Annotated in this window: 22 protein-coding genes; 13 read left to right on the top strand and 9 right to left on the bottom strand. The window is 64.1% G+C overall.

From position 1 onward, the window contains the following. Window positions 1-545: 545 nt before the first annotated feature. From AC07FD_RS31655 to secA, 4 genes are all read right to left on the bottom strand, one after another. Window positions 546-824, bottom strand: a complete 279-nt coding sequence (locus AC07FD_RS31655; protein ID WP_478353037.1) for a hypothetical protein — start codon at window positions 822-824, stop codon at window positions 546-548. A 787-nt stretch (window positions 825-1,611) separates the two neighbouring features. Then, window positions 1,612-2,892 (bottom strand): GNAT family N-acetyltransferase, encoded by a 1,281-nt coding sequence (locus AC07FD_RS31650; protein ID WP_478353036.1) that lies wholly within the window; start codon window positions 2,890-2,892, stop codon window positions 1,612-1,614. After that, complete coding sequence (locus AC07FD_RS31645; protein WP_478353035.1) at window positions 2,892-4,292, bottom strand: oligosaccharide flippase family protein; 1,401 nt, start codon at window positions 4,290-4,292, stop codon at window positions 2,892-2,894. The genes AC07FD_RS31650 and AC07FD_RS31645 overlap by 1 nt, the downstream gene beginning before the upstream one ends. Window positions 4,293-4,658: 366 nt before the next feature. Further along, window positions 4,659-7,391, bottom strand: a complete 2,733-nt coding sequence (gene secA / locus AC07FD_RS31640; protein WP_457150494.1) for a preprotein translocase subunit SecA — start codon at window positions 7,389-7,391, stop codon at window positions 4,659-4,661. A 261-nt stretch (window positions 7,392-7,652) separates the two neighbouring features. On the opposite strand from secA, the gene AC07FD_RS31635 reads away from it, so the two are divergent. After that, the gene (locus AC07FD_RS31635; protein WP_095084836.1) at window positions 7,653-8,591 is read left to right on the top strand and encodes a peptidylprolyl isomerase; all 939 of its coding nucleotides are present in this window, start codon (window positions 7,653-7,655) and stop codon (window positions 8,589-8,591) included. 74 nt (window positions 8,592-8,665) lie between these two features. On the opposite strand, the gene AC07FD_RS31630 is transcribed toward AC07FD_RS31635, so the two are convergent. Both AC07FD_RS31630 and AC07FD_RS31625 read right to left on the bottom strand, forming a co-directional pair. Then, window positions 8,666-9,265 (bottom strand): TetR/AcrR family transcriptional regulator, encoded by a 600-nt coding sequence (locus AC07FD_RS31630; protein ID WP_478353034.1) that lies wholly within the window; start codon window positions 9,263-9,265, stop codon window positions 8,666-8,668. Between the two features lie 332 nt (window positions 9,266-9,597). Next, complete coding sequence (locus tag AC07FD_RS31625) at window positions 9,598-10,827, bottom strand: caspase family protein (protein WP_478353033.1); 1,230 nt, start codon at window positions 10,825-10,827, stop codon at window positions 9,598-9,600. 166 nt (window positions 10,828-10,993) lie between these two features. Between AC07FD_RS31625 and argJ the strand changes: the two genes are divergently transcribed. The 5 genes from argJ to AC07FD_RS31600 all read left to right on the top strand — a co-directional run bounded on the left by argJ (window position 10,994) and on the right by AC07FD_RS31600 (window position 14,183). Beyond that, a complete protein-coding gene (argJ, locus tag AC07FD_RS31620) occupies window positions 10,994-12,235 on the top strand; it encodes a bifunctional glutamate N-acetyltransferase/amino-acid acetyltransferase ArgJ (protein WP_478353032.1) in 1,242 nt (413 codons plus the stop codon). Between the two features lie 29 nt (window positions 12,236-12,264). Further along, window positions 12,265-13,017, top strand: coding sequence for a GNAT family N-acetyltransferase (locus tag AC07FD_RS31615; protein WP_477228434.1), 753 nt, complete (start codon window positions 12,265-12,267; stop codon window positions 13,015-13,017). An 8-nt stretch (window positions 13,018-13,025) separates the two neighbouring features. Next, window positions 13,026-13,448 (top strand): 8-oxo-dGTP diphosphatase MutT, encoded by a 423-nt coding sequence (gene mutT, locus AC07FD_RS31610; RefSeq protein ID WP_095084832.1) that lies wholly within the window; start codon window positions 13,026-13,028, stop codon window positions 13,446-13,448. Window positions 13,449-13,576: 128 nt separating this feature from the next. Beyond that, on the top strand, window positions 13,577-13,894 hold the full coding sequence (locus tag AC07FD_RS31605; protein WP_477299743.1) for a hypothetical protein: 318 nt from the start codon (window positions 13,577-13,579) through the stop codon (window positions 13,892-13,894). Between the two features lie 109 nt (window positions 13,895-14,003). Further along, window positions 14,004-14,183, top strand: a complete 180-nt coding sequence (locus AC07FD_RS31600; RefSeq protein ID WP_478353031.1) for a Flp family type IVb pilin — start codon at window positions 14,004-14,006, stop codon at window positions 14,181-14,183. A gap of 27 nt (window positions 14,184-14,210) precedes the next feature. On the opposite strand, the gene AC07FD_RS31595 is transcribed toward AC07FD_RS31600, so the two are convergent. After that, window positions 14,211-15,083 carry a methyltransferase domain-containing protein gene (locus AC07FD_RS31595; RefSeq protein WP_478353030.1) on the bottom strand — a complete coding sequence of 291 codons (873 nt, stop codon included), beginning with the start codon at window positions 15,081-15,083 and terminating at the stop codon, window positions 14,211-14,213. A gap of 64 nt (window positions 15,084-15,147) precedes the next feature. Between AC07FD_RS31595 and AC07FD_RS31590 the strand changes: the two genes are divergently transcribed. Genes AC07FD_RS31590 through AC07FD_RS31575 form a run of 4 tightly spaced genes read left to right on the top strand, consistent with a single transcriptional unit; the run spans window position 15,148 to window position 17,546 of the window. Further along, on the top strand, window positions 15,148-15,948 hold the full coding sequence (locus tag AC07FD_RS31590; protein ID WP_478353029.1) for a ComF family protein: 801 nt from the start codon (window positions 15,148-15,150) through the stop codon (window positions 15,946-15,948). A gap of 27 nt (window positions 15,949-15,975) precedes the next feature. Continuing rightward, window positions 15,976-16,245, top strand: coding sequence for a glutaredoxin 3 (gene grxC, locus AC07FD_RS31585; protein ID WP_457150483.1), 270 nt, complete (start codon window positions 15,976-15,978; stop codon window positions 16,243-16,245). 12 nt (window positions 16,246-16,257) lie between these two features. After that, the gene (locus AC07FD_RS31580) at window positions 16,258-17,124 is read left to right on the top strand and encodes a carbon-nitrogen hydrolase family protein (RefSeq protein WP_478353028.1); all 867 of its coding nucleotides are present in this window, start codon (window positions 16,258-16,260) and stop codon (window positions 17,122-17,124) included. Beyond that, window positions 17,121-17,546 (top strand): DUF1178 family protein, encoded by a 426-nt coding sequence (locus AC07FD_RS31575; protein ID WP_478353027.1) that lies wholly within the window; start codon window positions 17,121-17,123, stop codon window positions 17,544-17,546. Before AC07FD_RS31580 ends, AC07FD_RS31575 begins: the two co-directional genes overlap by 4 nt. Window positions 17,547-17,550: 4 nt before the next feature. Here AC07FD_RS31575 and AC07FD_RS31570 read toward each other — a convergent pair whose 3' ends face one another. Next, window positions 17,551-18,036 carry a MarR family winged helix-turn-helix transcriptional regulator gene (locus AC07FD_RS31570; RefSeq protein WP_478353026.1) on the bottom strand — a complete coding sequence of 162 codons (486 nt, stop codon included), beginning with the start codon at window positions 18,034-18,036 and terminating at the stop codon, window positions 17,551-17,553. A gap of 98 nt (window positions 18,037-18,134) precedes the next feature. Here AC07FD_RS31570 and AC07FD_RS31565 point away from each other — a divergent pair, with 98 nt between their 5' ends. After that, window positions 18,135-19,034: a DMT family transporter gene (locus AC07FD_RS31565; protein ID WP_478353040.1), complete on the top strand. Its 900-nt coding sequence runs from the start codon at window positions 18,135-18,137 to the stop codon at window positions 19,032-19,034. A 139-nt stretch (window positions 19,035-19,173) separates the two neighbouring features. Next, window positions 19,174-19,644, top strand: coding sequence for a flavin reductase family protein (locus AC07FD_RS31560; protein ID WP_478353025.1), 471 nt, complete (start codon window positions 19,174-19,176; stop codon window positions 19,642-19,644). A gap of 198 nt (window positions 19,645-19,842) precedes the next feature. Here the strand turns inward: AC07FD_RS31560 and ubiG are convergent, their stop codons facing one another. Next, window positions 19,843-20,592, bottom strand: a complete 750-nt coding sequence (ubiG, locus tag AC07FD_RS31555) for a bifunctional 2-polyprenyl-6-hydroxyphenol methylase/3-demethylubiquinol 3-O-methyltransferase UbiG (protein ID WP_184876309.1) — start codon at window positions 20,590-20,592, stop codon at window positions 19,843-19,845. Window positions 20,593-20,785: 193 nt separating this feature from the next. Here ubiG and AC07FD_RS31550 point away from each other — a divergent pair, with 193 nt between their 5' ends. Further along, the gene (locus AC07FD_RS31550; protein ID WP_478353024.1) at window positions 20,786-21,346 is read left to right on the top strand and encodes a putative glycolipid-binding domain-containing protein; all 561 of its coding nucleotides are present in this window, start codon (window positions 20,786-20,788) and stop codon (window positions 21,344-21,346) included. The last annotated feature ends 122 nt before the right edge of the window (window positions 21,347-21,468 follow it).

Here is a 21,468-nt window from a genome sequence, read left to right as displayed (position 1 = left end):
CCACCCCGCAGATGTCCTCACTGTCAGAAGCTGCTCGCACACGCCCTCAAACCTAAACTGCCAAAGTAGTGCTAGCCATGAGGATCAAAGTTGCACCAGAGCTCTGTAACCTTGCGGCTGCGGCCGACGAAATTGTGAGCGTGGCGAAGGGGAAGGTTCCCCTTTCTGTCACACTGGCGGTTTCCCGACTCCGACAGAAAACCGGATCGATGCGATCGGATGCCGATCTAGAGGCTCTTGTCGCAAAGATAGCTGCGGCTCGCGGTGTAGCCCTGGTGATGGACAGGAAGGCTGATCAATTCGCACCTGGGTGAACAGCAGTGGCAGGGTTGGCGTTTGAGACGGTCTATCTTTTCGGCCTGACAGGGGACGACCTGTTAGGCGGGCTAGTATCGCTGGTGGCGTGCACGTTGCTTTTCAACGCTTTGGCGAAGGATCGCTCAAACCCATAACCTTGCGTACGAGATCGAAGCAGGATCGGGTCCATCGTGCATCACGATGCTGGCGTTGCGGATCGATTGAGGAATTCGTAGAAAGAAAGGGCCTCAGAGTGGCGTCCTGCGCTGCTTTGGCCGGTATCTCTCGATGAGCCTGACCATATCGATTTCGACCGTCACCAGCGGCCCCAGGTCGATTGTCACCGTCTCGTCATCGATCCGGGTGACCTCGCCAACAAGCTCGACCCGATCGCCCCGCTGCACCTCGGTGCGGATCGAATGCGCAAAATCATAGCTTCGGATCGATTGCGGGCAATCATAGTTCGGGACCGACACGCTGACGCGCTCATCGTCAATCCGCCTGCGCACAGTGGCCGTGACCCCCACCAGATCTCCAATGCCAATTGCCAAAGTCATGCAGCGTACCGGCCACTCCGGTGGGTTTGTTACTGCCGCACTGATTAATTTATGGGTATATTAGCAACTGCGCAATTACGCCTATTGGCGGTAGAAAGCCGTTGGCGACCACACGTTGCCTTACCTCCGAAGCGGGACGTGGCGCGGAATATGCGACGGCATCATCATATCGGGGAGAGGAGTGAAAGATGATGCGTCAAGATGGAACAACAGCGCGAAAAGCAGGAAAACGGCGTGTGCCAGAATGGCGCCTCAACAAGCGAACGTTTGAGGTTCCGTACCTCATGAAGCTTGGCAACATTGGCCGCCAGGAAGCGCTGGCTTTGATCGCCAGGCATAATGGGGACAGAGACGAAATCACTGCCGAGCTGTTTTCGAGGAGAGGTCGATCACATTAGCTTTCAAAACAGGGTTGGCCTCCTGGGCACTTGACGCTCAGACTAGGCGGCACGGCACCCCTGCAAATGCGGCGACGCTTTAAGAGCCACAGACCGGCCTGAAACGCGCGCTGGCAGGGCTCTGTCTACTTGTATGCTTTTAGCGCAATCAGACCACAAAGAACGGTTATCGCCGTCAGAATCAGCGCCCACGACACGACGTCACGCGAAAGGCGCCTACGCCGACCGCGTAGGGCTTGGTCTCGCCAGCGTTTTGCCTGGTCGGCCCCTATGTTTAGCTTATCCATTGCCCGGTCTCTCCGCTGAGAGAATGCGACTCCTGCGGGTTGGTGTCCAGATGCACTTGGCGGCGCTGGGCCCTACCGCCGTCCCAGCAGGCTCTTCATGCGGATACGCAGCAGGCGGGCCATGTTGCGGGTCTCGCGGTAGAGGTGCAGCTGCGAGGCGGCCTGGCGGGTGAGGCGGTCGGCGTCCGGCGTCAGGCCGATCACCAGCGTGCCCATCGGCTTGCGCTCGGTCCATAGCCGGCTCATCACCGGATGGTCGGGCATGGCGCAGGAATCGGTCATCATGATGTTGGGATCGTCGAGATGCTGCCTGGTCACCTCGATCATCAGCAATGTGCCCGGCGAATAGGCGGCCAGCGTCTCGTCATAAGCCGTCTTCCAGGTGTAGGCGACGCCGGCTTCGACATACACGATCAGGCAGGCAATGGTGCGGCCGTCCAGCGTCAGCGAATGGATGCGGCACATGTCCTGTTCGGCCAGCCGGTGCACGGCCTCGCGGGCGAAGGCGGCGCGGTAGCGGTCGATCGCCATGGCGGTGCGTTCGCGGCCTTTCCAGCCGGCCGCTTCCAGCGTCAGGAAGCTTTCGATGGCGTGGCGGATCTCTTCAGGGCCGCGCGCCACGACATGCTCCAGTTTGCCGAGGTCGCCGAGGCGCCGCTTCAGCCGGCGGAACTCGCGAAAATGATGCGCGCGCAGCGAGGCCTTCAGATACTCGTCTCCGTCGGCTTGGCTCTCCAGCGCGGGGCGCTGGGTCTGGCCGGTGGTGACCAGCATCAGGCCGCGCGTCTCGGCCACGGTGGCAAACAGGCTCGCCACCGGGCCGTCGAGCCGGATATCGGGCAGGACGAAGACTTTAGGCAGCTTCAAGTGCGGGCGCGACAGCATCGAGAAAAAATCCTCGACGACGCCGACCGGGTCGTCACGGTCGACCAGCGGCGTGCCGAGCGGACCGAACGGGCTCGACCATGTGCGCATGACCGGAACGCCGAGCGGCAGCCCCGGCCGTTCCACCGAGAACGGCACCAGAAGGCGCAGCCGGTTGCGGTATTCGTCGCCGTCGCGGATCACCGCCAGCCGCACCTCGCGATCCTCCAGCCGCGGCATGGCCGGCGCCAGGAAGCGTGGGTTGAAGAAGACGTTCGGCTCGACCGTGCGGGTGCAGAGGTAATCCAGTTCCTCGACTAGGTCGAAGCCGGCCGATGCCGGGTAGATGGCGAGCTTGCGCTCCGGCCGGTTGTTGGCGAGGATCTCGATATGGGCGGGGTCGGGGTCGCGGGTCAGCCCGGCAAGGCCGGACACCATGGCGCCGGCCGTGCCGCCGCTGGTTTCCTCAAGCAACGGGATGGCGGCCATCACGCGGCTCCTTTCGCAGGCACGAAGATAAGCATGACGATGCCGAGCTTGCGCCATACGGTGAAGGACAGCGCACAGGCTTCGAAGATCATGGCAAAGGCGGTGGCCATCGCCGCGCCCCACAGGCCGAAATGCGGGATCAGCATCACGTTGAGGCCGATGTTGAAGGCCAGCGTCATGGCATAGACGGCGGCGCAGATGGTCTGGTTGCCGCTCATCGTCAGCAGGCTTTCGCACGGACCGACGGCGGCCCGCGCCACGACGCCGAAAACGAGCAGGAACAGCAGCGGATAGCCACTGCTGAATTCAGGGCCGAACAGCACCAGCATCGGCTCACCCAGCGCCAGCACCAGCATCGCCATCAGCAGCGAGGGCCAGAACGTCCACGATACGGTCTCGCGGGCGAAGGCGGCGAGCTTTTGCGGCTCGCCATGGGTGAATTGCGCGTAGCGCTGGGCAACGCCGGCCTTGACGGCGAAATAGACGAAATGCACCAGCGCCAGTGTCTTGACGGTGGCGAAATAGACGGCGACGTCGTTGGGATCCATATAGGCGCCGACCATCAGCACGTCGGCGTTGGTGATCAGGAAAAAGAAGCTCTCGACCAGGAAGATCGGCAGCGACACGAGGAACCATTGCGCGAAATGGACCTTCATCGGTCCGGCCGGGATCCGCCTTTCCATGCGTTGGGTAACGCCGATGAGTTGACCGAGCGTGGTGACGTAGGTGGCGGCGATCGAAGCGAAGATGGCGGTCCTGGCGTCGGGCGCATAGCCGGCGACCAGCATCAGCGCCATGAACAGCAGGATCAGCACCGGGCGCACCAGATAGGTCGGCGACAGCGCGAACAGCGCCCATGAATTGGCGCGCGCCAGCCCTTGCAGCAAATCGGACATGGCGATCATCGGCAGGCAGATGACGCCGAGGATGAACGGCACCACGTAGTAGTTCTCGATCCATGGCGCGGCCAGCCAGACTCCGAGCGCGCCGAGCCCGGCGATGAGCGTGGAGGCGATCAGCACGAACAGCCGGCTGGCCAGCACGATGCCGCGCAGTTCGGCCAGCATGCCGCGCTCGCGGTATTCGGGAATGAAGCGGATGACCGAGGTGTGGAAGCCGAGGCAGGCGAGGTTGCCGACGATGACCATCGTCACCCAGACGAGGACGAAGATGCCGTATTCGAACGAGCCCATCCAGCGTGCCATCAGCACCTGGCTGACAAAGGCGATGACGGCGCTGATGATGCGGATGGAGAAAGCGATGACCGACATGCGGCCGGCCTCGCCGCGCTCGTCGGCGGTGAACAGCACGGCATCGATGCGGCCAAGCAACGGCCCGATGCGCAGCGCCAAACGCTGCGGCAAGAACCGCCCGGCTGTCGTGGCCGCGGAAAAGCGCACCCCGATTACTCTCCGTTTTCCGCCTCTTTTTCAGGCTGTGGTGTAGCAAAGACACCTTAAGAAACGGTTGGGTGAGGAGCGGTCCGCGCAGCGGACGAAAAGCCAACGATTTGGCTTTTCGAGCGACGAACGCCCGAAGCCATAGCGAAGGGCCGGGAGGCGCAGGCGGATGAGGGGCGGCACAGGCTTTGGGGGATTCGCGCGGATTGGCGGATGTCGAAGAAACTATCCGCGGACGGAGCGACGTCCGGCGTGCCATCTCTCGCAGCGAGTGACATGTGACAATCGCGAAGATCCGCGCTGCCTCTCATTCGGCCCTGCGGGCCACCTTCTCCCCGTGAACGGGGAGAAGGGAAGAAGCGCCGCTTACGCGAACGCGCCGTGGCAGTGCTTGTACTTCTTGCCGGAGCCGCACGGGCAGGCTTCGTTGCGACCGACCTTGCCCCAGGTCGCCTGGTTGTTCGGGTCGCGGTTCTCGGGAGCGACAATGGCGGTCGTCTCAGGACGGACCAGGAGGGCGGTCTCGCCGCCGTCGAAATCATTCTCCCCGGTGGTACCGTCGATATGCATGCCGAACATGTCGGGCGCCTCGGGCGGCGGTGCTTCGGCGGCCTGGCGCACCAGTTCGACGCGCATCAGTTGCGCGGTGACGGCCTGGCGCAGATTGCCCAGCATCGCCTGGAACAGCTCGAATGCCTCGCCCTTGTACTCCTGCAGCGGATCGCGCTGGGCGTAGCCGCGGAAGCCGACGACCGAACGCAGATGGTCGAGATTGACGATGTGCTCGCGCCACAGATGGTCGAGCGTCTGCAGCACCACCGAGCGCTCGACATAGTTCATCACCTCGGGGCCGAAGCGCTCGGAGCGCTCCTTGGCGGCGGCGTCGGCGGCCTGCGTGATGCGCTCACGGATGTCGTCCTCGGCGATGCCCTCTTCCTTGGCCCAGTCCTCGACCGGCAGGTCGAGATTGAGGAATTCGGCGACCTCGGCCTTCAGCCCGGCAACATCCCACTGCTCGGCATAGGCGTTTTCGGGAATGGCCTTGGCGACGATCTCGTCGATGACGCCCTCGCGCATCTCGCCGATCGTTTCCGAGAGGCCTTCGCCGTCCATCAGTTCGATGCGCTGCTCGAACACCACCTTGCGCTGGTCGTTGGAGACGTCGTCGTATTTCAGCAGGTTCTTGCGGATGTCGAAGTTGCGCGCCTCGACCTTCTTCTGCGCCTTTTCCAGCGCCTTGTTGATCCACGGATGGATGATCGCCTCGTCTTCCTTGAGGCCGAGCTTCTGCAGCATGCCGTCCATGCGCTCGGAACCGAAGATGCGCATCAGATCATCCTGCAGCGACAGGAAGAATTTCGAGCGGCCGGGGTCGCCCTGGCGGCCGGAGCGGCCTCTGAGCTGGTTGTCGATGCGGCGCGATTCGTGGCGTTCGGTGGCGAGCACATAGAGGCCGCCGGCGGCCAGCGCCTTTTCCTTCAGGCGCTCGACGTCGTCATTGATTTCCTTTTCCCGTGCCTCGCGCTCGGGTCCGGCCGGCATGTCGCCCAGCTCGTCGGCGATGCGCATCTCGGCATTGCCGCCGAGCTTGATGTCGGTGCCGCGGCCGGCCATGTTGGTGGCGATGGTGATGGCGCCCGGCTTGCCGGCCTGGGCGACGATCGCCGCCTCGCGCTCGTGGTGGCGGGCGTTCAGCACCTCGAAATCCTTGAAGCCTTCCTTGCGCAGGCGCTCGGCCAGCTGCTCGGATTTTTCAATGGAGGTGGTGCCGACCAGCGTCGGCTGGCCCTTGGCGCTGGCTTCGCGGATCTCCTTGACGATCGCCTTGTACTTCTCCTCGACCGTCCGGTAGACCTCGTCGTCCTCGTCCTTGCGGACGACCGGCAGGTTGGTCGGGATCTCGGTGACGTCGAGATTGTAGATGTTGCCGAACTCCTCGGCCTCGGTCAGCGCCGTGCCGGTCATGCCGGAAAGCTTCTTGTAGAGGCGGAAGTAGTTCTGGAAGGTGACGGAGGCCAGCGTCTGGTTCTCCGGCTGGATCGTCACATGCTCCTTGGCTTCGAGCGCCTGGTGCAGGCCTTCCGAATAGCGCCGGCCCGGCATCATGCGGCCGGTGAACTCGTCGATGATGACAATCTCGTCGTTGCGGACGATATAGTCCTTGTCCTTCTGGAACAGCCGGTGCGCCTTCAGCGCATTGTTGACATGGTGGACGATGGCGACGTTTTCGACGTCGTAGAGCGACTCGCCCTTGAGCAGGCCGGCATCGCGCAGCAGGTTTTCCAGCTTCTCGGTGCCTTCCTCGGTGAAGATCGAGGTCTTCTGCTTCTCGTCGATCTCATAATCCTGCGGCTGCAGCTGGATGATGAAGGTGTCGATGGTGTTGTACATTTCCGAGCGGTCCTCGAGCGGACCGGAAATGATCAGCGGCGTGCGCGCCTCGTCGACCAGGATCGAGTCGACTTCGTCGACGATCGCGTAATTGTGACCGCGCTGCACCATCTGGGCGCGCTCGTATTTCATGTTGTCGCGCAGATAGTCGAAGCCGAGTTCGTTGTTGGTGGCGTAGGTGACGTCGGCGGCATAGGCGACGCGGCGCTCCTCGTCGGACAGGCCATGGACGATGACGCCGACCGAAAGGCCGAGGAACTTGTAGACGCGACCCATCCATTCGGAGTCGCGGCTGGCGAGATAGTCGTTGACGGTGACGACGTGGACGCCGTTGCCGGCGAGCGCGTTGAGGTAGACCGGCAGCGTCGCGACCAGGGTCTTGCCCTCGCCGGTGCGCATCTCGGCAATGCCGCCATTGTGCAGCACCATGCCGCCGATCAGCTGGACGTCGAAGGGGCGCATGCCAAGCACGCGGCGCGCCGCCTCGCGGGCGGTGGCAAAGGCGGGAACCAAAAGGTCATCGAGCGTGGCGCCGTTGGCGATGTCCTGGCGGAATTTCGCGGTGCGGCCAACCAACTCCTCGTCGGAGAGTGCCCGCATCTCGTTTTCCATGGCGTTGATCGCCTCGACACGGGGCCGGGTCGATTTGACCCGACGGTCGTTGGAGGAACCGAAAACCTTACGGGCGAGACCGCCGAGACTGACCATCCAATGGTCCTTTCGATAGAATTCTCAATCTTGAGACGGACGCCGGCTGGCCCCATCAAATCCACGTGAACGCACCGCTTGAATACGGGCAAACACAAAAAGCGCCCGGAAAACGGTTCTGGACGCAAAGTCGTTGGACAGATAAGAGGGGGCTCAACTGATGTCAACGCCGCGCTGGCCCTGCCGGTCGCGCCAAATTCCGCCACAATCCGGCTGATCTGGAAACCTTCCGCCCTCATAATCCCTTACCGGAGTCATCTTATGTCCTTGTTGTTCCGCCGCGCGTCGCTTGCCAGTCTTGGCCTGGCCTTCGGCTTGTCGGCCCTTTCGTTGTCGCCGCTGATGGCGCAGACCGCTCCCGCTCCGGCGGATGCAGCAGCACCTGCCCCGGCGGATGCGGCAGCACCTGCCGCGGCACCGGTCGATCCGAACACCGTGATCGCCACGATCAACGGCCAGCCCTTGACCGAAGCCGACCTGGTGCTTGCCGAAGGCGAGCTGTCGCAGCAGTTCGCCCAGCTGCCGCCCGAGCAGCGCCGCGCCGCGGCCCTCTCGGCGGCCATCGAAATCCGCGTCATGGCCGCCCAGGCGGTCACCACCGGCCTCGACAAGGATCCCGACTTCCAGCGCCGCATGGCCTTCCTGCAGCAGCGCGCGCTGCATGGCGAGATGGTCGAGAAGGGCGTCGTCGACAAGGTCACCGACGCCGAGGTTCGCGCCCGCTACGACCAGGAGATCGCCAACACACCGCCCACAAACGAGGTGCATGCCCGTCACATCCTCGTGAAGACGAAGGAAGAGGCCGAGGCCATCATCAAGCAGCTCGACGGCGGCGCCGACTTCCAGAAGCTCGCCAACGAGCACACCAGCGATCCGTCGGGCAAGACCAGTGGTGGCGATCTCGGCTGGTTCGGACCTGGCCAGATGGTGCCGGAGTTCGACAAGGCGGCTTTCGCGCTCCAGGTCGGCAAATACACCGAACAGCCGGTGCAGTCGCAGTTCGGCTGGCATGTCATCAAGCTCGAGGACAAGCGCACCAAGCAGCCGCCGGCATTCGACGACGTCAAGGACCAGGCCAGGCAGGCGGTCATCCGCGACAAGTATTTTGCGCTGGTCAAGTCGCTGCGCGGCGGCGCCAAGGTCGAGATCCCCGACGAGAAGCTGAAGAAGGCGGTCGATACGCTGGAAAGCGCCAAGTAAGCCTGAATTTTTGAAAGGGCCGCGGCAGCCAAGGGTTGCCGCGGCCCTCTTTTGTCGACTGCGCCGGCCGATTTTCACTTTCCAGGCGCTGCTATGCCTCGCATCACGTAGCTGACCGTCTTGCGTATCGTGGCTTCGTCCTCGTCGAGCCGGTTGGTCAACAGGTGCTTCCAGGCGTAAGAGGCGATCAGGTCGGCGACCAACGCTGAATCGATGTCGACGCCGATTTCGCCCCTCGTCTTGGCGCGTTCGATTATCTGGCCGGTATGCGACGTTCGGCCCAGTGCGTAGCCGGCAAGTGCCGCGGACGCCGCGTCATCCGACTGCGCCTCGGCGATCAGCGACCGGAACACGCTGCCAGACGATGTCTCGCGCCAGTGGGCGAACAGGTTTTTCAGGAAACCGACGAGATCCTCCTCCAACCGCCCGGTATCGGGAACATCGACGCGTTTCTGGCGCTGGTAGACTTCGAGCAGCAATGCGGCCTTGCTCGGCCACCAGCGGTAGATGGTGGGCTTACCGGCGCGGGCCCGCCGCGCCACCGCCTCGATCGAGAAACCGGCATAACCGGCCTCGACCAGCACGGCCTCGGCGGCTTCGAGAATGGCATCGGCGCTGTCTGGGTTGCGCCGCGCGCCGATCGATTTGCGCGCCGGATCGACGTCTACGCCCATTTCTGTCGTCCTCGCCAACAATTTCGCCGGCAATATACGCGACCCGGTGATCAAACGAAACGCCCCGTTTTCAAGCTGCCAGAGGCAGTGGCGGCGGCAGCGGCAACGATCCCGAGTTAACGGGTTCCATAGAAGCCTTCGCCGGCGTGTTGGTTGACGGAGCATCAAAAAGCAAAAAACCCGCCTGGGCGGCGGGTCGCTGGCGCAAATCAGCACCATCGACAAATACGTAGCATAGTTGCCCTCACCGGGTCAAGAAAAAATTCCTATCGATATGAAACGCGAGCGCCACAAGAGCTGCCGACACCGCTGGATTGGCCGCAAGCAGATGCCTACTGCATCGCTTGCGATGTCTCGGACTCGATGCGCCAGCCGCCGTCTGCCTTCACAAGGCCAAGCGTGACACGCGCCTTGCCGGTCAGCCGCGCCGCCGACTTGTCCTTCGACAGATAGTCGTAGCGCATCGCAAAGACGGCCTCGGCGCGATCCTCGCCATGCGGAGTGGCCTCCAGGCTGCCGGGCTCCAGGCCGAGCGACCAGGAGGCCCACTGCGCGAACCAGTCGGCCTTGACCCTGGCGATGGCGTCGGCGTCGTAGCGCGTGCCGAAAATGGTCGCGGAGGGGCCGTAGAGCCGCTTGACGGTCTCGTTCATCGCCTTGGTGTCGGGCGCCAGATAATCGCGGCGCAGGAATTTCTCGATCGAGCCCTTGTCGTCACCGACGGATCGTTCAAGTGCTGCAACTTCCGTCGAGGGGGCCGGAGCCGCGGCCGGCTTCTGCGGTTGGGAGGGTTGTCCGTCCGGGACGAATTCGAAGCGCTCGAGCAGCGATCCCTGTTCCCAGGGGCGCTGTGCCTCGCGCGTCTGCGAAACCACGTCGCGGCGCACCGCGATCATCATGTCGTTGATGCTCTGGCCGGGCTCGGCGATGTGCCGCAGCAAGGCTTCGGCGAAGGGCGAGTTGCGGCCGCTTCCGTCCATGGCGACCGCACCAGGTGCTGTCGAGAAGGCGATGAACGAGCCGCGCGTCGAATCGAACTGCGCCAGTCCGGCCAGCGCCGTCGCCGAGCGCGTTGTGGCGGTGCGGCTCAGGCTGCGGGCAAACGGGTTGTTGCGGCAGGCATCGAGAAACACCAGGCTGACCTTGGTCTGCTGTTCCATGATGTCGAGGACTTCGTCGATCGGCACGGCCTCCAACTGCAGCCTGACCGGCATGTCGAGCCTGGCGTCGACCGGCACGATGTAATTGCGCCCCTCAACCTGCAAGCCGTGGCCGGCATAGTAGAAAAGCCCGGCGCCGGCGCCTTCGAGCGCATCGGAGAACGCGCCGATGCTGCGTTCCAGTTCGCGCTTGCCGAGATCATTGCCTTCGATGACCTCGAAGCCGATGGAGCGCAGCTTGTCGGCGATGTCGAGCGCGTCGTTGACCGGATTGGCCAGCGTGCCGGCTTCGGCATATGTGCCGTTGCCTATGACCAGCGCCACGCGCCGCTGCGGCTGTGCATCGGCGCTCAGCAGCAAAAGTCCCAGAAACGCCCATGCGAGGATCGCAAGCCTGCCCATGGGAAAGATCATAACGTCATCGGCCCCGGCGATGCCAACGGATTTGAAATGCAGGCTTAATCCCGATTGGGTTTCCGCCCCTGGCGACAAGCGAAAACGCCCTTGCGCCAACGCGTCGTATCGGGCAAACCGGCCTTCCCTTGCGATTTTCCCGCCCGAGGTCCCCATGTCCACGACGATTTCGCCGCTTGCGCCGAAGAGATACCCCAAGATGCCGGCCATCGAGGGGGTGCGCATCGCCACCGCCGAGGCCGGGATAAAATACAAGAACCGCACCGACCTGCTGACCATGGTCTTCGATGAAGGCACCGCGGTCGCCGGCGTGTTCACGAAATCGAAGTGCCCCTCGGCGCCGGTCGATTTCTGCCGGCAGAATCTCGGTGCCGGCAAGGCGCGGGTGCTGGTCGTCAATTCCGGCAACGCCAACGCCTTCACCGGCAAGAAGGGCCGCGAGTCCACCGCGCTGACGGGCGAAGCCGCGGCCAAGGCGGCCGGCTGCAAGGCGAGCGAGGTTTTCCTGGCTTCGACCGGCGTCATCGGCGAGCCGCTCGACACCGGCAAGTTCAGCCATCTGCTGGCCGGGCTGGTCAGCAACGGCAAACCTGATTTGTGGACCGAAGCGGCAAAGGCGATCATGACCACGGATACCTATCCGAAAGTCGCGACCGCAACCGTCAAGCTCGGCGACACCGACGTCACCATCAACGGCATCTCCAAGGGCGCCGGCATGATCGCGCCCGACATGGCAACGATGCTGTCCTTCATCGCCACCGACGCGCCGATCGCCGCACCCGTCCTGCAGGACCTGTTGTCGCGCGGCACGGCCAAGACCTTCAACGCGGTCACCGTCGACAGCGACACCTCGACCAGCGACACGCTGCTGATCTTCGCCACCGGCAAGGCCGCAAAGCGCGGCGCGCCAGAGATAACCGACGCCAAGGATGCGCGCCTTGGCGCGTTTCGTCGGGCGCTCGGCAAGGTGCTGAAATCGCTGGCGCTGCAAGTCGTGCGCGACGGCGAGGGCGCCCGCAAGCAGGTCGAAGTCACGGTCACCGGCGCAAAATCGGCACGGTCGGCCAAGCGCATCGCGCTGTCGATCGCCAATTCGCCGCTGGTCAAGACGGCGGTCGCCGGCGAGGACGCCAATTGGGGCCGTGTCGTCATGGCGGTCGGCAAGGCCGGCGAGCCCGCCGACCGCGACCGGCTGTCGATCTGGTTCGGTGACAACCGGCTGGCGCATGAGGGCGAGCGCGACCCCGGCTATTCGGAGGAAGCGACGTCGGCCTATATGAGGCGCGACGACATCCGCATCCGCGCCGACATCGGCATCGGCCGCGGCAAGGCGACGGTGTGGACCTGCGATCTCACCAAGGAATATGTCGCCATCAATGGCGACTATCGGAGCTGATGGCTTTGGCTTCCAGGCATCCGGCAAGCATGCTCGCGATCGTCCGCCGCTACGAGGCGGCCGGCTTTCGCGCCTGGCCAGCAGCGGCCGTCCACTATGACGGCACCTGGGTGGTGCGGCTGACCGCCGGCCATCCGGCCAAGCGGCTGAATTCCGTCAATCCTCTCGATCCCGGTGACACCCAGCATATCGCCGACCGCATCGGCCGTGCCAGCCGCCGTTTCGATGCCTATGGCAGGCCGCTGACATTCCGCATGTCGCCGCTGTCGGGTCCCAGTCTCGCCAGTCATCTCGACCGCGAGGGCTGGAGCCGATTCGACGAGTCGCTGGTGATGCGGCTGCCGCTGGCCGACGCGCAACTCGATGCCGCCATGGACCAGATCCCGCTGAAGGACATCAGCCGCTTCATCGGCGCGTCGCTCAAGGTCAGCGGTTCGGACGTATCGCTGCGACCCGGCCTGTCGGAGATCATCGGCGCCATCCAGCCCGAGGCCGGGCTGTTCGCGCTCGAAGACGGAGCCGAGCCGCTGGCGACGCTGATCTGCGTGCACGATGGCGATCTTGCCGGCCTGTTCGAGATCGCCACCGACAAGTCGGCGCGCAACAAGGGCCACGGCCGCAACCTGATCCTGTCGGCGCTGAAATGGGCGCGGCTGCGTGGCGCTCGCGAAGCCTGGCTGCAGGTCGAGGCCGGCAATGTGCCCGCGCTGGCACTCTATCGATCGCTCGGCTTCGACGAGGTCTATCGCTACCACTATCGCCGGCCGCCTGTTCAGGAGTGAAATTGGGCATGAGTGATGTGACGATCGCCGGCAAGCGCCTGCTGCTGGTCGCCGCCTGTGCGCTGGTCGATGCCGATGGCCGGGTGCTGCTGGCACGGCGCCCCGAGGGCAAGCAACTTGCCGGCCTGTGGGAATTTCCCGGTGGCAAGGTCGAGCCCGGCGAGACGCCGGAACAATGCATCATCCGCGAACTGCATGAGGAAATCGGCATCGAGACCGACATTCCCTGCCTGGCGCCGCTCACCTTCGCCAGTCATTCCTACGATGATTTCCACCTGTTGATGCCGCTGTTCATCTGCCGCCGCTTCCGCGGCATCGCCCAGCCCAGGGAGGGGCAGGCGCTGAAATGGGTGCGGCCAAAGCAGATGCGCGACTATCCCATGCCGCCGGCGGATGCGCCGCTGATCCCGTTCCTCATCGATCTCCTCTAGGGACGCCTTCCGCCTGCCGTGTTGAAAGCGCTGTATCAGTCAGCGTTAATGGAAGATTTATCTCGCCGTGAAAAAGTGAAGCATGGTCGTTTCGTGGCCGTGCCACCGATTCGCTGGGGAGCGATAGAATGAACCTGGACAGGGATTGGGACTCGATCCGGCCCGATCGCGCCTTTCGCGCCGCCGACGCGGGCATGGGCATCTTGCGCATCACGCTTCTGTTCGGTTCGGCCGCGGTGGCGCTGGCGCTGATCGCCGCGCCTTTCCTCGACAGCCAGACACGCTCGCTGTCGGCCCGCGACGATTTTGCCAGCGGGCTCGACATGACGGCCACCGGCTCGGTCAGCCATCGCGAAACCTATACGGTGCGCCGCAGCGTGCTGCAGCCGGAGCCCAGTTCGGTCTGCATCATCAGGTCCAATGGCAGAAGCAGCGGCGACTGCTGACATGGTTAAGAGATTCGACAAGGGCGGCGGTTTCACCGCCTGTTAAGCCTTTGCCGTTAACCTTTCTTAACAGATCGGCGGTAAGGTTCTGGCCAGAGGGGTTTAGGTCATGAATGCAGTGCTGCTTCGTTTTCTGAAGGACGAGACCGGCGCCACGGCTGTCGAATATGCCCTGATCATCGGTGTGCTGTCGTTGACCATCATTGGCGGCATCAGCCAGGTTTTCAACGCAATCACCTGGCTGTTCAGCGACAATGCCAGCAGGCTTGTCAACGCCCTCGGGCCCTGAGGTAGCCGTCCGCGCCTGCGGGCCGGTTCACTGCCCGTCGGGAGCCTCCAGTATTGTCTTCAGCGAGACCTTGGCCGACCCGGGCTTCAGCGGTTTTTGCTGCGATGCGTCGGGCGCCCAGCCGGACATCCAGACGATCGAGAAACTTGCCCTCACGCGGCCATCGGGGTCGGAAAAGCGTTCGGCGTAGATTTCCGCCGCGCGGGCAAACAGCTTGCGCGAGCCCGGCCGCCGGCTGCGCTCGGTGAGCGCACTGGTTTCGCCCATGGCCCGCAGATCCGCAATCAGGCTGAACAGGCTGGCATAGCGCACCGTCACCGTCTCGACATCGGCGACCGGCAGGGCGAGACCGGCGCGCTGCAGAAGCGCACCGGCATCGCGCACGTCGGTGAACGGGATGACACGCGGGCTGGCGCCGCCATAGAGCTCGGTCTCGGCCGCAAGCAGGCTTTCGCGCAACTCGAAAAGCGTGCCGGCGCCGGCAAAGGCGCCGAGGAAAAGCCCGTCTGGCCGCAGCGCGCGGCGGATCTGGATCAGCATGCCGGGGATGTCGTTCATTGCCTGCAGCGACAGCAGGGAGACCGCCAGATCGAGGCTTTCCGGTTCGAACGGCACGGTTTCGAGTGGTGCAATCAAGCCGGCGCCGCCATTCAGGAAAGCCGCGTCCGTCTCGACGCGGACAATGTCGGCGACCTTGCCGCTCTCGGCGAGCATTTCGGCTGCCGCCGCCGTCTGGCAAAACAGCACCGCGGCCTCGCCGAACCGGCGCTCGACGGCAGCCAGCCGATCGGCAAGGTCCTCGGCCGTGCGGCGCATGAGGAAATCGGCACCGTCAACGGGATGGACGAGCGCGCGCCGCTTGTGCGCCAGCCAAAGCGAAATATCCATTATCGGCCGCAACGGGCAAATCCTTGTTTGTCCACGCTCTGAGATTGTTCATATAGTGGCGCGCAGGACCAACCACGTGGCCGATCCGATGCCCAAGATCAAGCCCATCGAGATCAAGAGCCTGGCCCGATCGGCCCTCGGCTGGCCGGCGCGCATCCTGTTTCCGCCGGTCTGCGCCGGCTGCCGCCGGCATGTCTCGCAGCCCGGCGTCCTGTGTGGCGCCTGCTGGCCGAAGCTGCGGCTCCTGGAACGGCCATGGTGCCCGGTGATGGGCACGCCGTTCACGCACCATATGGGCGAGGGCTTTCTATCCGCCGAGGCGATCGCCGATCCGCCGCCCTTCGAGCGGGCGCGGGCCGCCGTCGCCTATTCCGGCGTCGCCCGCCAGATGGTGCAAGGACTGAAATACCAGGATCGCACGGATCTCGCGCCATGGATGGCGCGATGGATGGTGCGCGCCGGCGCCGACCTCATCGCCGAGGCGGATGTGGTGGTGCCGGTGCCGCTGCACTGGCGGCGCTTTTTCAGGCGACGCTTCAACCAGTCGGCGGAGCTGGCGAGGGCGGTCTCCGTGCTCAGCCAATTGCCCTTCGCGCCTTCGGCGGTGCGGCGCGTCAAACTCACCCGCCAGCAGGTAGGGCTGGAGAGGCAGGAACGTGAGGAAAATGTGCGGGCCGCCTTTCGGGTGCCCGCCGAGGCGGAAATCGAGATTGCCGGCCGCAGGGTGCTGTTGATCGACGACGTCTACACCACGGGCGCCACCGTTCGTGCGGCAACCAAGGCGCTGAAGAGAGGTGGCGCCGGTGCCGTCGACGTGCTGACCTTTGCGCGTGTGTTGCCGGGGGACTTTCGGGCGGACGAGTCCGCGACTATATAAGTCGGCAACGAACAGCGGAAATTCGTCATGGCCGATGTCACCATCTATACCCGCATGATGTGCGGCTATTGCACGGCAGCCAAGCGGCTGCTCGAGCGCAAGGGCGTCGCCTTTACCGAGCATGACGCCTCCTTCTCGCCCGAACTGCGCCAGGAAATGATTTCCCGCGCTCACGGCCGCGCGACCTTTCCGCAGATTTTCATCGGCGATACGCATGTCGGCGGCTGCGACGACCTGCACGAGCTGGAGGCCGAAGGCCGGCTCGACAAAATGCTCGCCAACGGCGCAACGATTTGAGGGGATATGACGATGGGTGTTTTCAAGGCCGCTGCGATCCAGATGCGTTCAGGCGAGAGCCCCGAGCGCAACGCCGTCGATCTCGAACGGCTGGTGCGTGAAGCCGCCGGCCAAGGTGCGACCTACATCCAGACGCCGGAAATGACCGGGGCGCTGATCCGCGACAAGGAGGCGCGTGCCGCCTCCTTCACCTCGGAGGACAAGGACATCGTGGTGGCGACCGCGCGCAAACTGGCGAGCGAGCTTGGCGTCTTCCTGCATATCGGCTCGACCGCCATCCTGCGCGCCGACGGCAAGCTCGCCAACCGGGCGCTGCTGTTCGGTCCGGACGGCGCCGCGCTCGCCACCTATGACAAGATCCACATGTTCGACGTCGATCTCGACAATGGCGAGAGCTGGCGCGAATCCACCGCCTACGAGCCGGGCACCGAGGCTGTCGTGACCGAGATCGCAGGCGCGAAACTGGGGTTCGCCGTTTGCTACGATCTGCGCTTTCCGCAATTGTTCCGCGCCGAGGCGCTGGCCGGCGCCGACCTGCTTTCCGTGCCCGCCGCCTTCACCCGCCAGACGGGCGAGGCGCACTGGCATGTGCTGCTCAGGGCACGCGCCATCGAGAACGGCGCCTATGTCGTTGCCGCGGCGCAAGGCGGCCTGCACGAGGACGGCCGCGAGACCTATGGCCATTCGCTGATCGTCGACCCGTGGGGCCGCATCATCGCCGAAGCCGCGCATGACGAGCCGGCGGTGATCGTTGCCGAGATCGATCCGGCGCAGTCGGCCGCGGCGCGCAAGAAGATCCCCAATCTCAAGAATGCGCGGGATTTCGCCGTCAATGCCGGCGCGGGCGAGGCGCCGCGTCTCAGGGGTGCGGCCTCTTGATCCGGTTTGCCCTTATTTGCGAGCACGACCACGAATTCGAGGGCTGGTTTCGTAGCAACGAGGATTTCGACACCCAGAAGAAGCGCGGCTTCGTCGATTGCCCGAGCTGCGGTTCGCACAAGGTGCAGAAAGCCCTGATGGCGCCGGCCGTCTCCACGGCGCGCAAGCAGGAAACGATAACGCTCGCCATGGGCGAGGCGCAGAAGCAGGCCCTGGCGCAGCTCAAGGCGATGGCCGAGAAGGTGCGCGAGAATGCCGACTATGTCGGCGACAAGTTTGCCGAGGAAGCACGCAAGATCCATTTCGGCGAAAGCGACGCACGCGGCATCTATGGCGAGGCGACACTGGACGAGGCCAAGAGCCTGGCCGAGGACGGCGTCGAGTTTATGCCGATTCCGGTTTTTCCGGACGACCGCCACTGAGCTGCTAACTCACGCTGCCGATCAATTTCTCAAGCAGCCGAGACAGCGTTTCCCGTTCCGCAGGCGTCAAGCCCGCGAGAATCTCGTGCTCGTTGGCAACGTGGGCGCTGACAGCCTCGTCGATCAGCGCTAGACCCTTTTCGGTCAGCCGCACGACAATGCCGCGCCGATCGTTGGGGTGCGGCCCACGCAGGATCAATCCGGACGTTTCGAGCCGGTCGAGCCGGTTGGTCATGGCGCCCGACGTCACCATCGTCGCTTCATAGAGAGCGGTCGGCGTCAGCGCGTAGGGTGATCCCGAGCGGCGCAGCGTCGCCAGCACGTCGAACTCCCCGGACTGCAGCCCGTACCGGGCAAAGAGCGGAGCGAGGCGCTCGCGGGCGATCAGCGAGGAGGCCTCGTTCAGCCGCCCGAGCACCGCCATCGGCGAGACATCCAGATCCGGCCGCTCTCGCATCCATTGCTCGATCGCTCTTGCTGCCCTGTCCAATTGTCTCACCATCATATATCTTGACGTTAAGAATCTTTCCATTATCTTACCTCAAGATGCAATGCCGGCCAAGGGGCCGCGCACGACAGGGCTCGATGATGAAATTTCTTTGGGATTCGGCGCTCGGCCTGCTGGTGATCACCGGTGGCCTGCTTGGCCTGACGTTGCCGTTCGGCAAGCTCGCCACGGCTGCCGGTGTGCCGGCCATGGTCTGGGCCTTCGTCATCTCGCTCGGCGCCGGCGGCGTGCTGCTGTTCGCCCTGCTGCTGCGCGGCCAGCGCATCCGGCTCACCGCTCGCAAATTGCGCTATTTCTTCGTCACCGCGGCGGTGTCCTATGCCGTCCCGAACCTCATGATGTTCTCGGCCATTCCGCATCTCGGCGCCGGCTACACCGGCATCATGTTCACGCTGTCGCCCGTCATCACGCTGGTGTTCTCGATCCTGCTGCATGTCCGGCGTCCCAACATGCTGGGCATCGTCGGCATCGCTGTCGGCTTCGTCGGCGCGGTCATGGTGGCGGTCACACGCGGCGAGGCCGGCCAGCCGGCCGATTTGTTCTGGGTGGTGATGGGCCTGCTCATCCCGGTCAGCCTTGCCGCCGGCAACATCTACCGCACGGTGGACTGGCCGGAAGGCACCGGTCCGATCGAGCTTGCGGTTGGCAGCCACCTGGCGTCGGCGGCGATGCTGTTTGTTGGCATTCTCGCTCTGTTCGGCGCCGGGGCCTTCGCACCGCTCGGCGGCGTGCCGCTGGTCGTCGTCGCCCAGGCCGCGTCGGCGTCGGCGATGTTCGCCTTCTTCTTCCGCCTGCAGTCGGTCGGCGGCCCCGTCTATCTCAGCCAGATCGGCTATGTGGCGGCGGCGGTCGGGCTGTTTGCCGGCACGGTCTTCCTCGGGGAACATTATCAGCTGCTGACCTGGGCCGGCGCGGTCATCATCACAGCCGGCGTCTTCATCACCACCAAGGCACAAAGCCAGAAAGCGCAAGCGGCCTAGGCCGAAAGGCATCTGCATCACGCCGGCAGCCATGGCCGCCGGGAGCGGGCTCACCTGAATCTGGATTCGCTTTATCTTCTTGTTCGAGCGTGATCTTTTCCGAATCCGTTTCCGCGTCCGGGACATCGAGGAGCCAGCCATGACTGAACCGAAGGTTCCGGAGCGAACTCCTGTCGGCGTCGCGGATTTTCGAGCCGCGATGCGGCTGATCGTCGGCAATGTCAGCGTCATCACTGCCGGCGTCGGTGAGGATCGCTCCGGCCTGGTGGTCTGCGTCAACCGGTCGTCGTCGACCTGGCCGCTGATCGAACGCTACCGCCATTTCGGCGTCAATTCGCTCGGGCCCCAGCATCAGCGCGTCGCCGAGCGGTTCTCCGGCTTTGGTGGCATCAAGGGCAAGGACCGCTACGAGGGCGCCGAATGGATGACGCTGAAGACCGGAGCTTCATTGCTTTCGGACGCGGTGGCCGCCTTCGACTGCAGCCTCGACGAGATGATCGATCGCGGCACACATTCCATCGTCATCGGCACGGTCGAGGCCGTGCGCACCCGCGATGCCGGGCAGGCGCTGATCTACTGGCGGGGCGGTTACAGGCCGCTCGACGCCTAGGATGTGTTGATATTCAGGTGATGCCGGCCTGCAAACGGCAGCTTCCTGCGCTTCCGGTGCTCACGTACCCAAAAGTACGCTCCGCTCCGGTTCTCGGACGCCCCCTTGTTTGGTCGCTTCGCGCCCGTCTTCGACTCCGACTCGGCCTGACTTGAATCTCAACACACCTGGAGCAACTTCCAGGAAAAGTGTGGCGGATCAGACCGAGCCTTTTTCCGCCAGCACCATGTAGTTGACGTCCATGTCCTTGGAGCGCGCCCAGCGGTCGGCAAGCGGATTGTAGGTGACGCCGGTGCGGTCGATGATGCTCAGCCCGGCGCCGCCAAGCGCCTTTTCGAGTTCTTCCGGGCGCACCAGCTTGCCGAACTGGTGGGTGCCGCGCGGCAGCCAGCGCAGCACATATTCGGCGCCGATGATGGCCAGTCCGAGCGCCTTCAGCGTGCGGTTGATGGTGGCCACGAACATGATGCCGCCGGGCCGAACCATTTCGCCGCATTTACCGACGAACAGGTCGATGTCGGCGACGTGCTCGACCACTTCCATGTTGAGGATGACGTCGAATTTCTCACCGGCATCGGCCAGATCCTCGGCCGTCGTGGCGCGATAGTCGACGCTCACATTGCCCTCGGCCGCGTGCAGCTTCGCCACTTCGATGTTCGTTTCGGAGGCATCCGCTCCGACCACCTCGGCACCAAGCCGCGCCATCGGCTCGCACAAAAGGCCACCGCCGCAGCCAATGTCTAGGATGCGCAGGCCCTCGAAAGGCCGTGCCGCGCGCGGGTCGCGGCCGAAGCGTGTCGCTATCTGGTCGCGGATATAGGAGAGCCGGACCGGATTGAACTTGTGCAGCGGGCGAAACTTGCCGTTCGGATTCCACCATTCGGCGGCAAGAGCGGAAAAGCGCTCCACTTCTCCGGCATCGATCGTCGATCGTCGGGGCTCTGGCATCGGTTGTCTCCTCAAGTGCTAGGAAATCGGGCGTGGGGCGGCGAATGTCAAGGCAACAATTTTCCCCGGCCGCCAGGGCGATGCATTCTGTCAGGGCATGTCAGTTGCCGGGTGCGGCGGGTGAAACACCATTGGCCAGGCAGGCGAAGCAGAGGCATCGTTTTGACGTCGAGGGAGTGGACGATTGACACCGATGACGGCTTCCATCCTTTGGCGTCGGCTGGACGTGGAAGGCCACGACGCCTGCCTGCTTTCGCCGACCGACGGCGGGCAGAGCCTCAGGGGACGGGCCATCTTCGTCCAGGACGGCCAGCCATGCTGCCTTGCCTATGAGGTGATTTGCGATGCCGGCTGGCGCACACGATCAGCGCGGGTCGACGGCTTTTCCGGCACGGGTGAGCTGCACTACGCGATCGAACGAGGGTCCAGCGGCCAGTGGATACTGAACGGCGAGGTCCAAGATGGCGTCGCCGGGCTTGTCGACGTCGATCTTGGTTTCACGCCGGCATCAAATCTGCTGGCTATCCGTCGGTTCAACCTCGGCATCGGGGTGGAGACGCCCGCCCCAGCCGCCTACCTGACGTTCCCCGAGCTCAAGCTGGTCCGCCTCGATCAGACCTACCGGCGTCTCGACACGGTACGCTATGCCTATGCCGCGCCCATGTTCGGCTATGACGAGATCCTCGACGTGTCGCCGCACGGCTTCGTTGTCGATTATCCCGGCCTGTGGAGAGCCGTCGCACAGCCAGGCTGACCCCACTATCTTCGGTGCCGCGATCTTGCTGGAGATGGCGGTTGATCGGGCTTCCTTAACATGAAATTTACGAGGTTGGCGGTCTCCTGAAACACGACCGGGATTCGGCATATACATTGCCT

The organism is Mesorhizobium waitakense (genome assembly GCF_056431085.1).
Note: the sequence above shows the minus strand (reverse complement) of the source record. Positions and strands in the feature narration are given on the sequence as shown.

Excerpts from the sequence above, each read along its gene's own strand:
- AC07FD_RS31650 (WP_478353036.1), bottom strand. The coding sequence starts at position 2,892 with ATGGCCGCCATCCCGTTGCTTGAGGAAACCAGCGGCGGCACGGCCGGC.
- secA (WP_457150494.1), bottom strand. The coding sequence starts at position 7,391 with ATGGTCAGTCTCGGCGGTCTCGCCCGTAAGGTTTTCGGTTCCTCCAAC.
- AC07FD_RS31635 (WP_095084836.1), top strand. The coding sequence starts at position 7,653 with ATGTCCTTGTTGTTCCGCCGCGCGTCGCTTGCCAGTCTTGGCCTGGCC.
- AC07FD_RS31630 (WP_478353034.1), bottom strand. The coding sequence starts at position 9,265 with ATGGGCGTAGACGTCGATCCGGCGCGCAAATCGATCGGCGCGCGGCGC.
- AC07FD_RS31625 (WP_478353033.1), bottom strand. The coding sequence starts at position 10,827 with ATGGGCAGGCTTGCGATCCTCGCATGGGCGTTTCTGGGACTTTTGCTG.
- argJ (WP_478353032.1), top strand. The coding sequence starts at position 10,994 with ATGTCCACGACGATTTCGCCGCTTGCGCCGAAGAGATACCCCAAGATG.
- AC07FD_RS31615 (WP_477228434.1), top strand. The coding sequence starts at position 12,265 with ATGCTCGCGATCGTCCGCCGCTACGAGGCGGCCGGCTTTCGCGCCTGG.
- mutT (WP_095084832.1), top strand. The coding sequence starts at position 13,026 with ATGAGTGATGTGACGATCGCCGGCAAGCGCCTGCTGCTGGTCGCCGCC.
- AC07FD_RS31605 (WP_477299743.1), top strand. The coding sequence starts at position 13,577 with ATGAACCTGGACAGGGATTGGGACTCGATCCGGCCCGATCGCGCCTTT.
- AC07FD_RS31600 (WP_478353031.1), top strand. The coding sequence starts at position 14,004 with ATGAATGCAGTGCTGCTTCGTTTTCTGAAGGACGAGACCGGCGCCACG.
- grxC (WP_457150483.1), top strand. The coding sequence starts at position 15,976 with ATGGCCGATGTCACCATCTATACCCGCATGATGTGCGGCTATTGCACG.
- AC07FD_RS31580 (WP_478353028.1), top strand. The coding sequence starts at position 16,258 with ATGGGTGTTTTCAAGGCCGCTGCGATCCAGATGCGTTCAGGCGAGAGC.
- AC07FD_RS31565 (WP_478353040.1), top strand. The coding sequence starts at position 18,135 with ATGAAATTTCTTTGGGATTCGGCGCTCGGCCTGCTGGTGATCACCGGT.
- AC07FD_RS31560 (WP_478353025.1), top strand. The coding sequence starts at position 19,174 with ATGACTGAACCGAAGGTTCCGGAGCGAACTCCTGTCGGCGTCGCGGAT.
- ubiG (WP_184876309.1), bottom strand. The coding sequence starts at position 20,592 with ATGCCAGAGCCCCGACGATCGACGATCGATGCCGGAGAAGTGGAGCGC.
- AC07FD_RS31550 (WP_478353024.1), top strand. The coding sequence starts at position 20,786 with ATGACGGCTTCCATCCTTTGGCGTCGGCTGGACGTGGAAGGCCACGAC.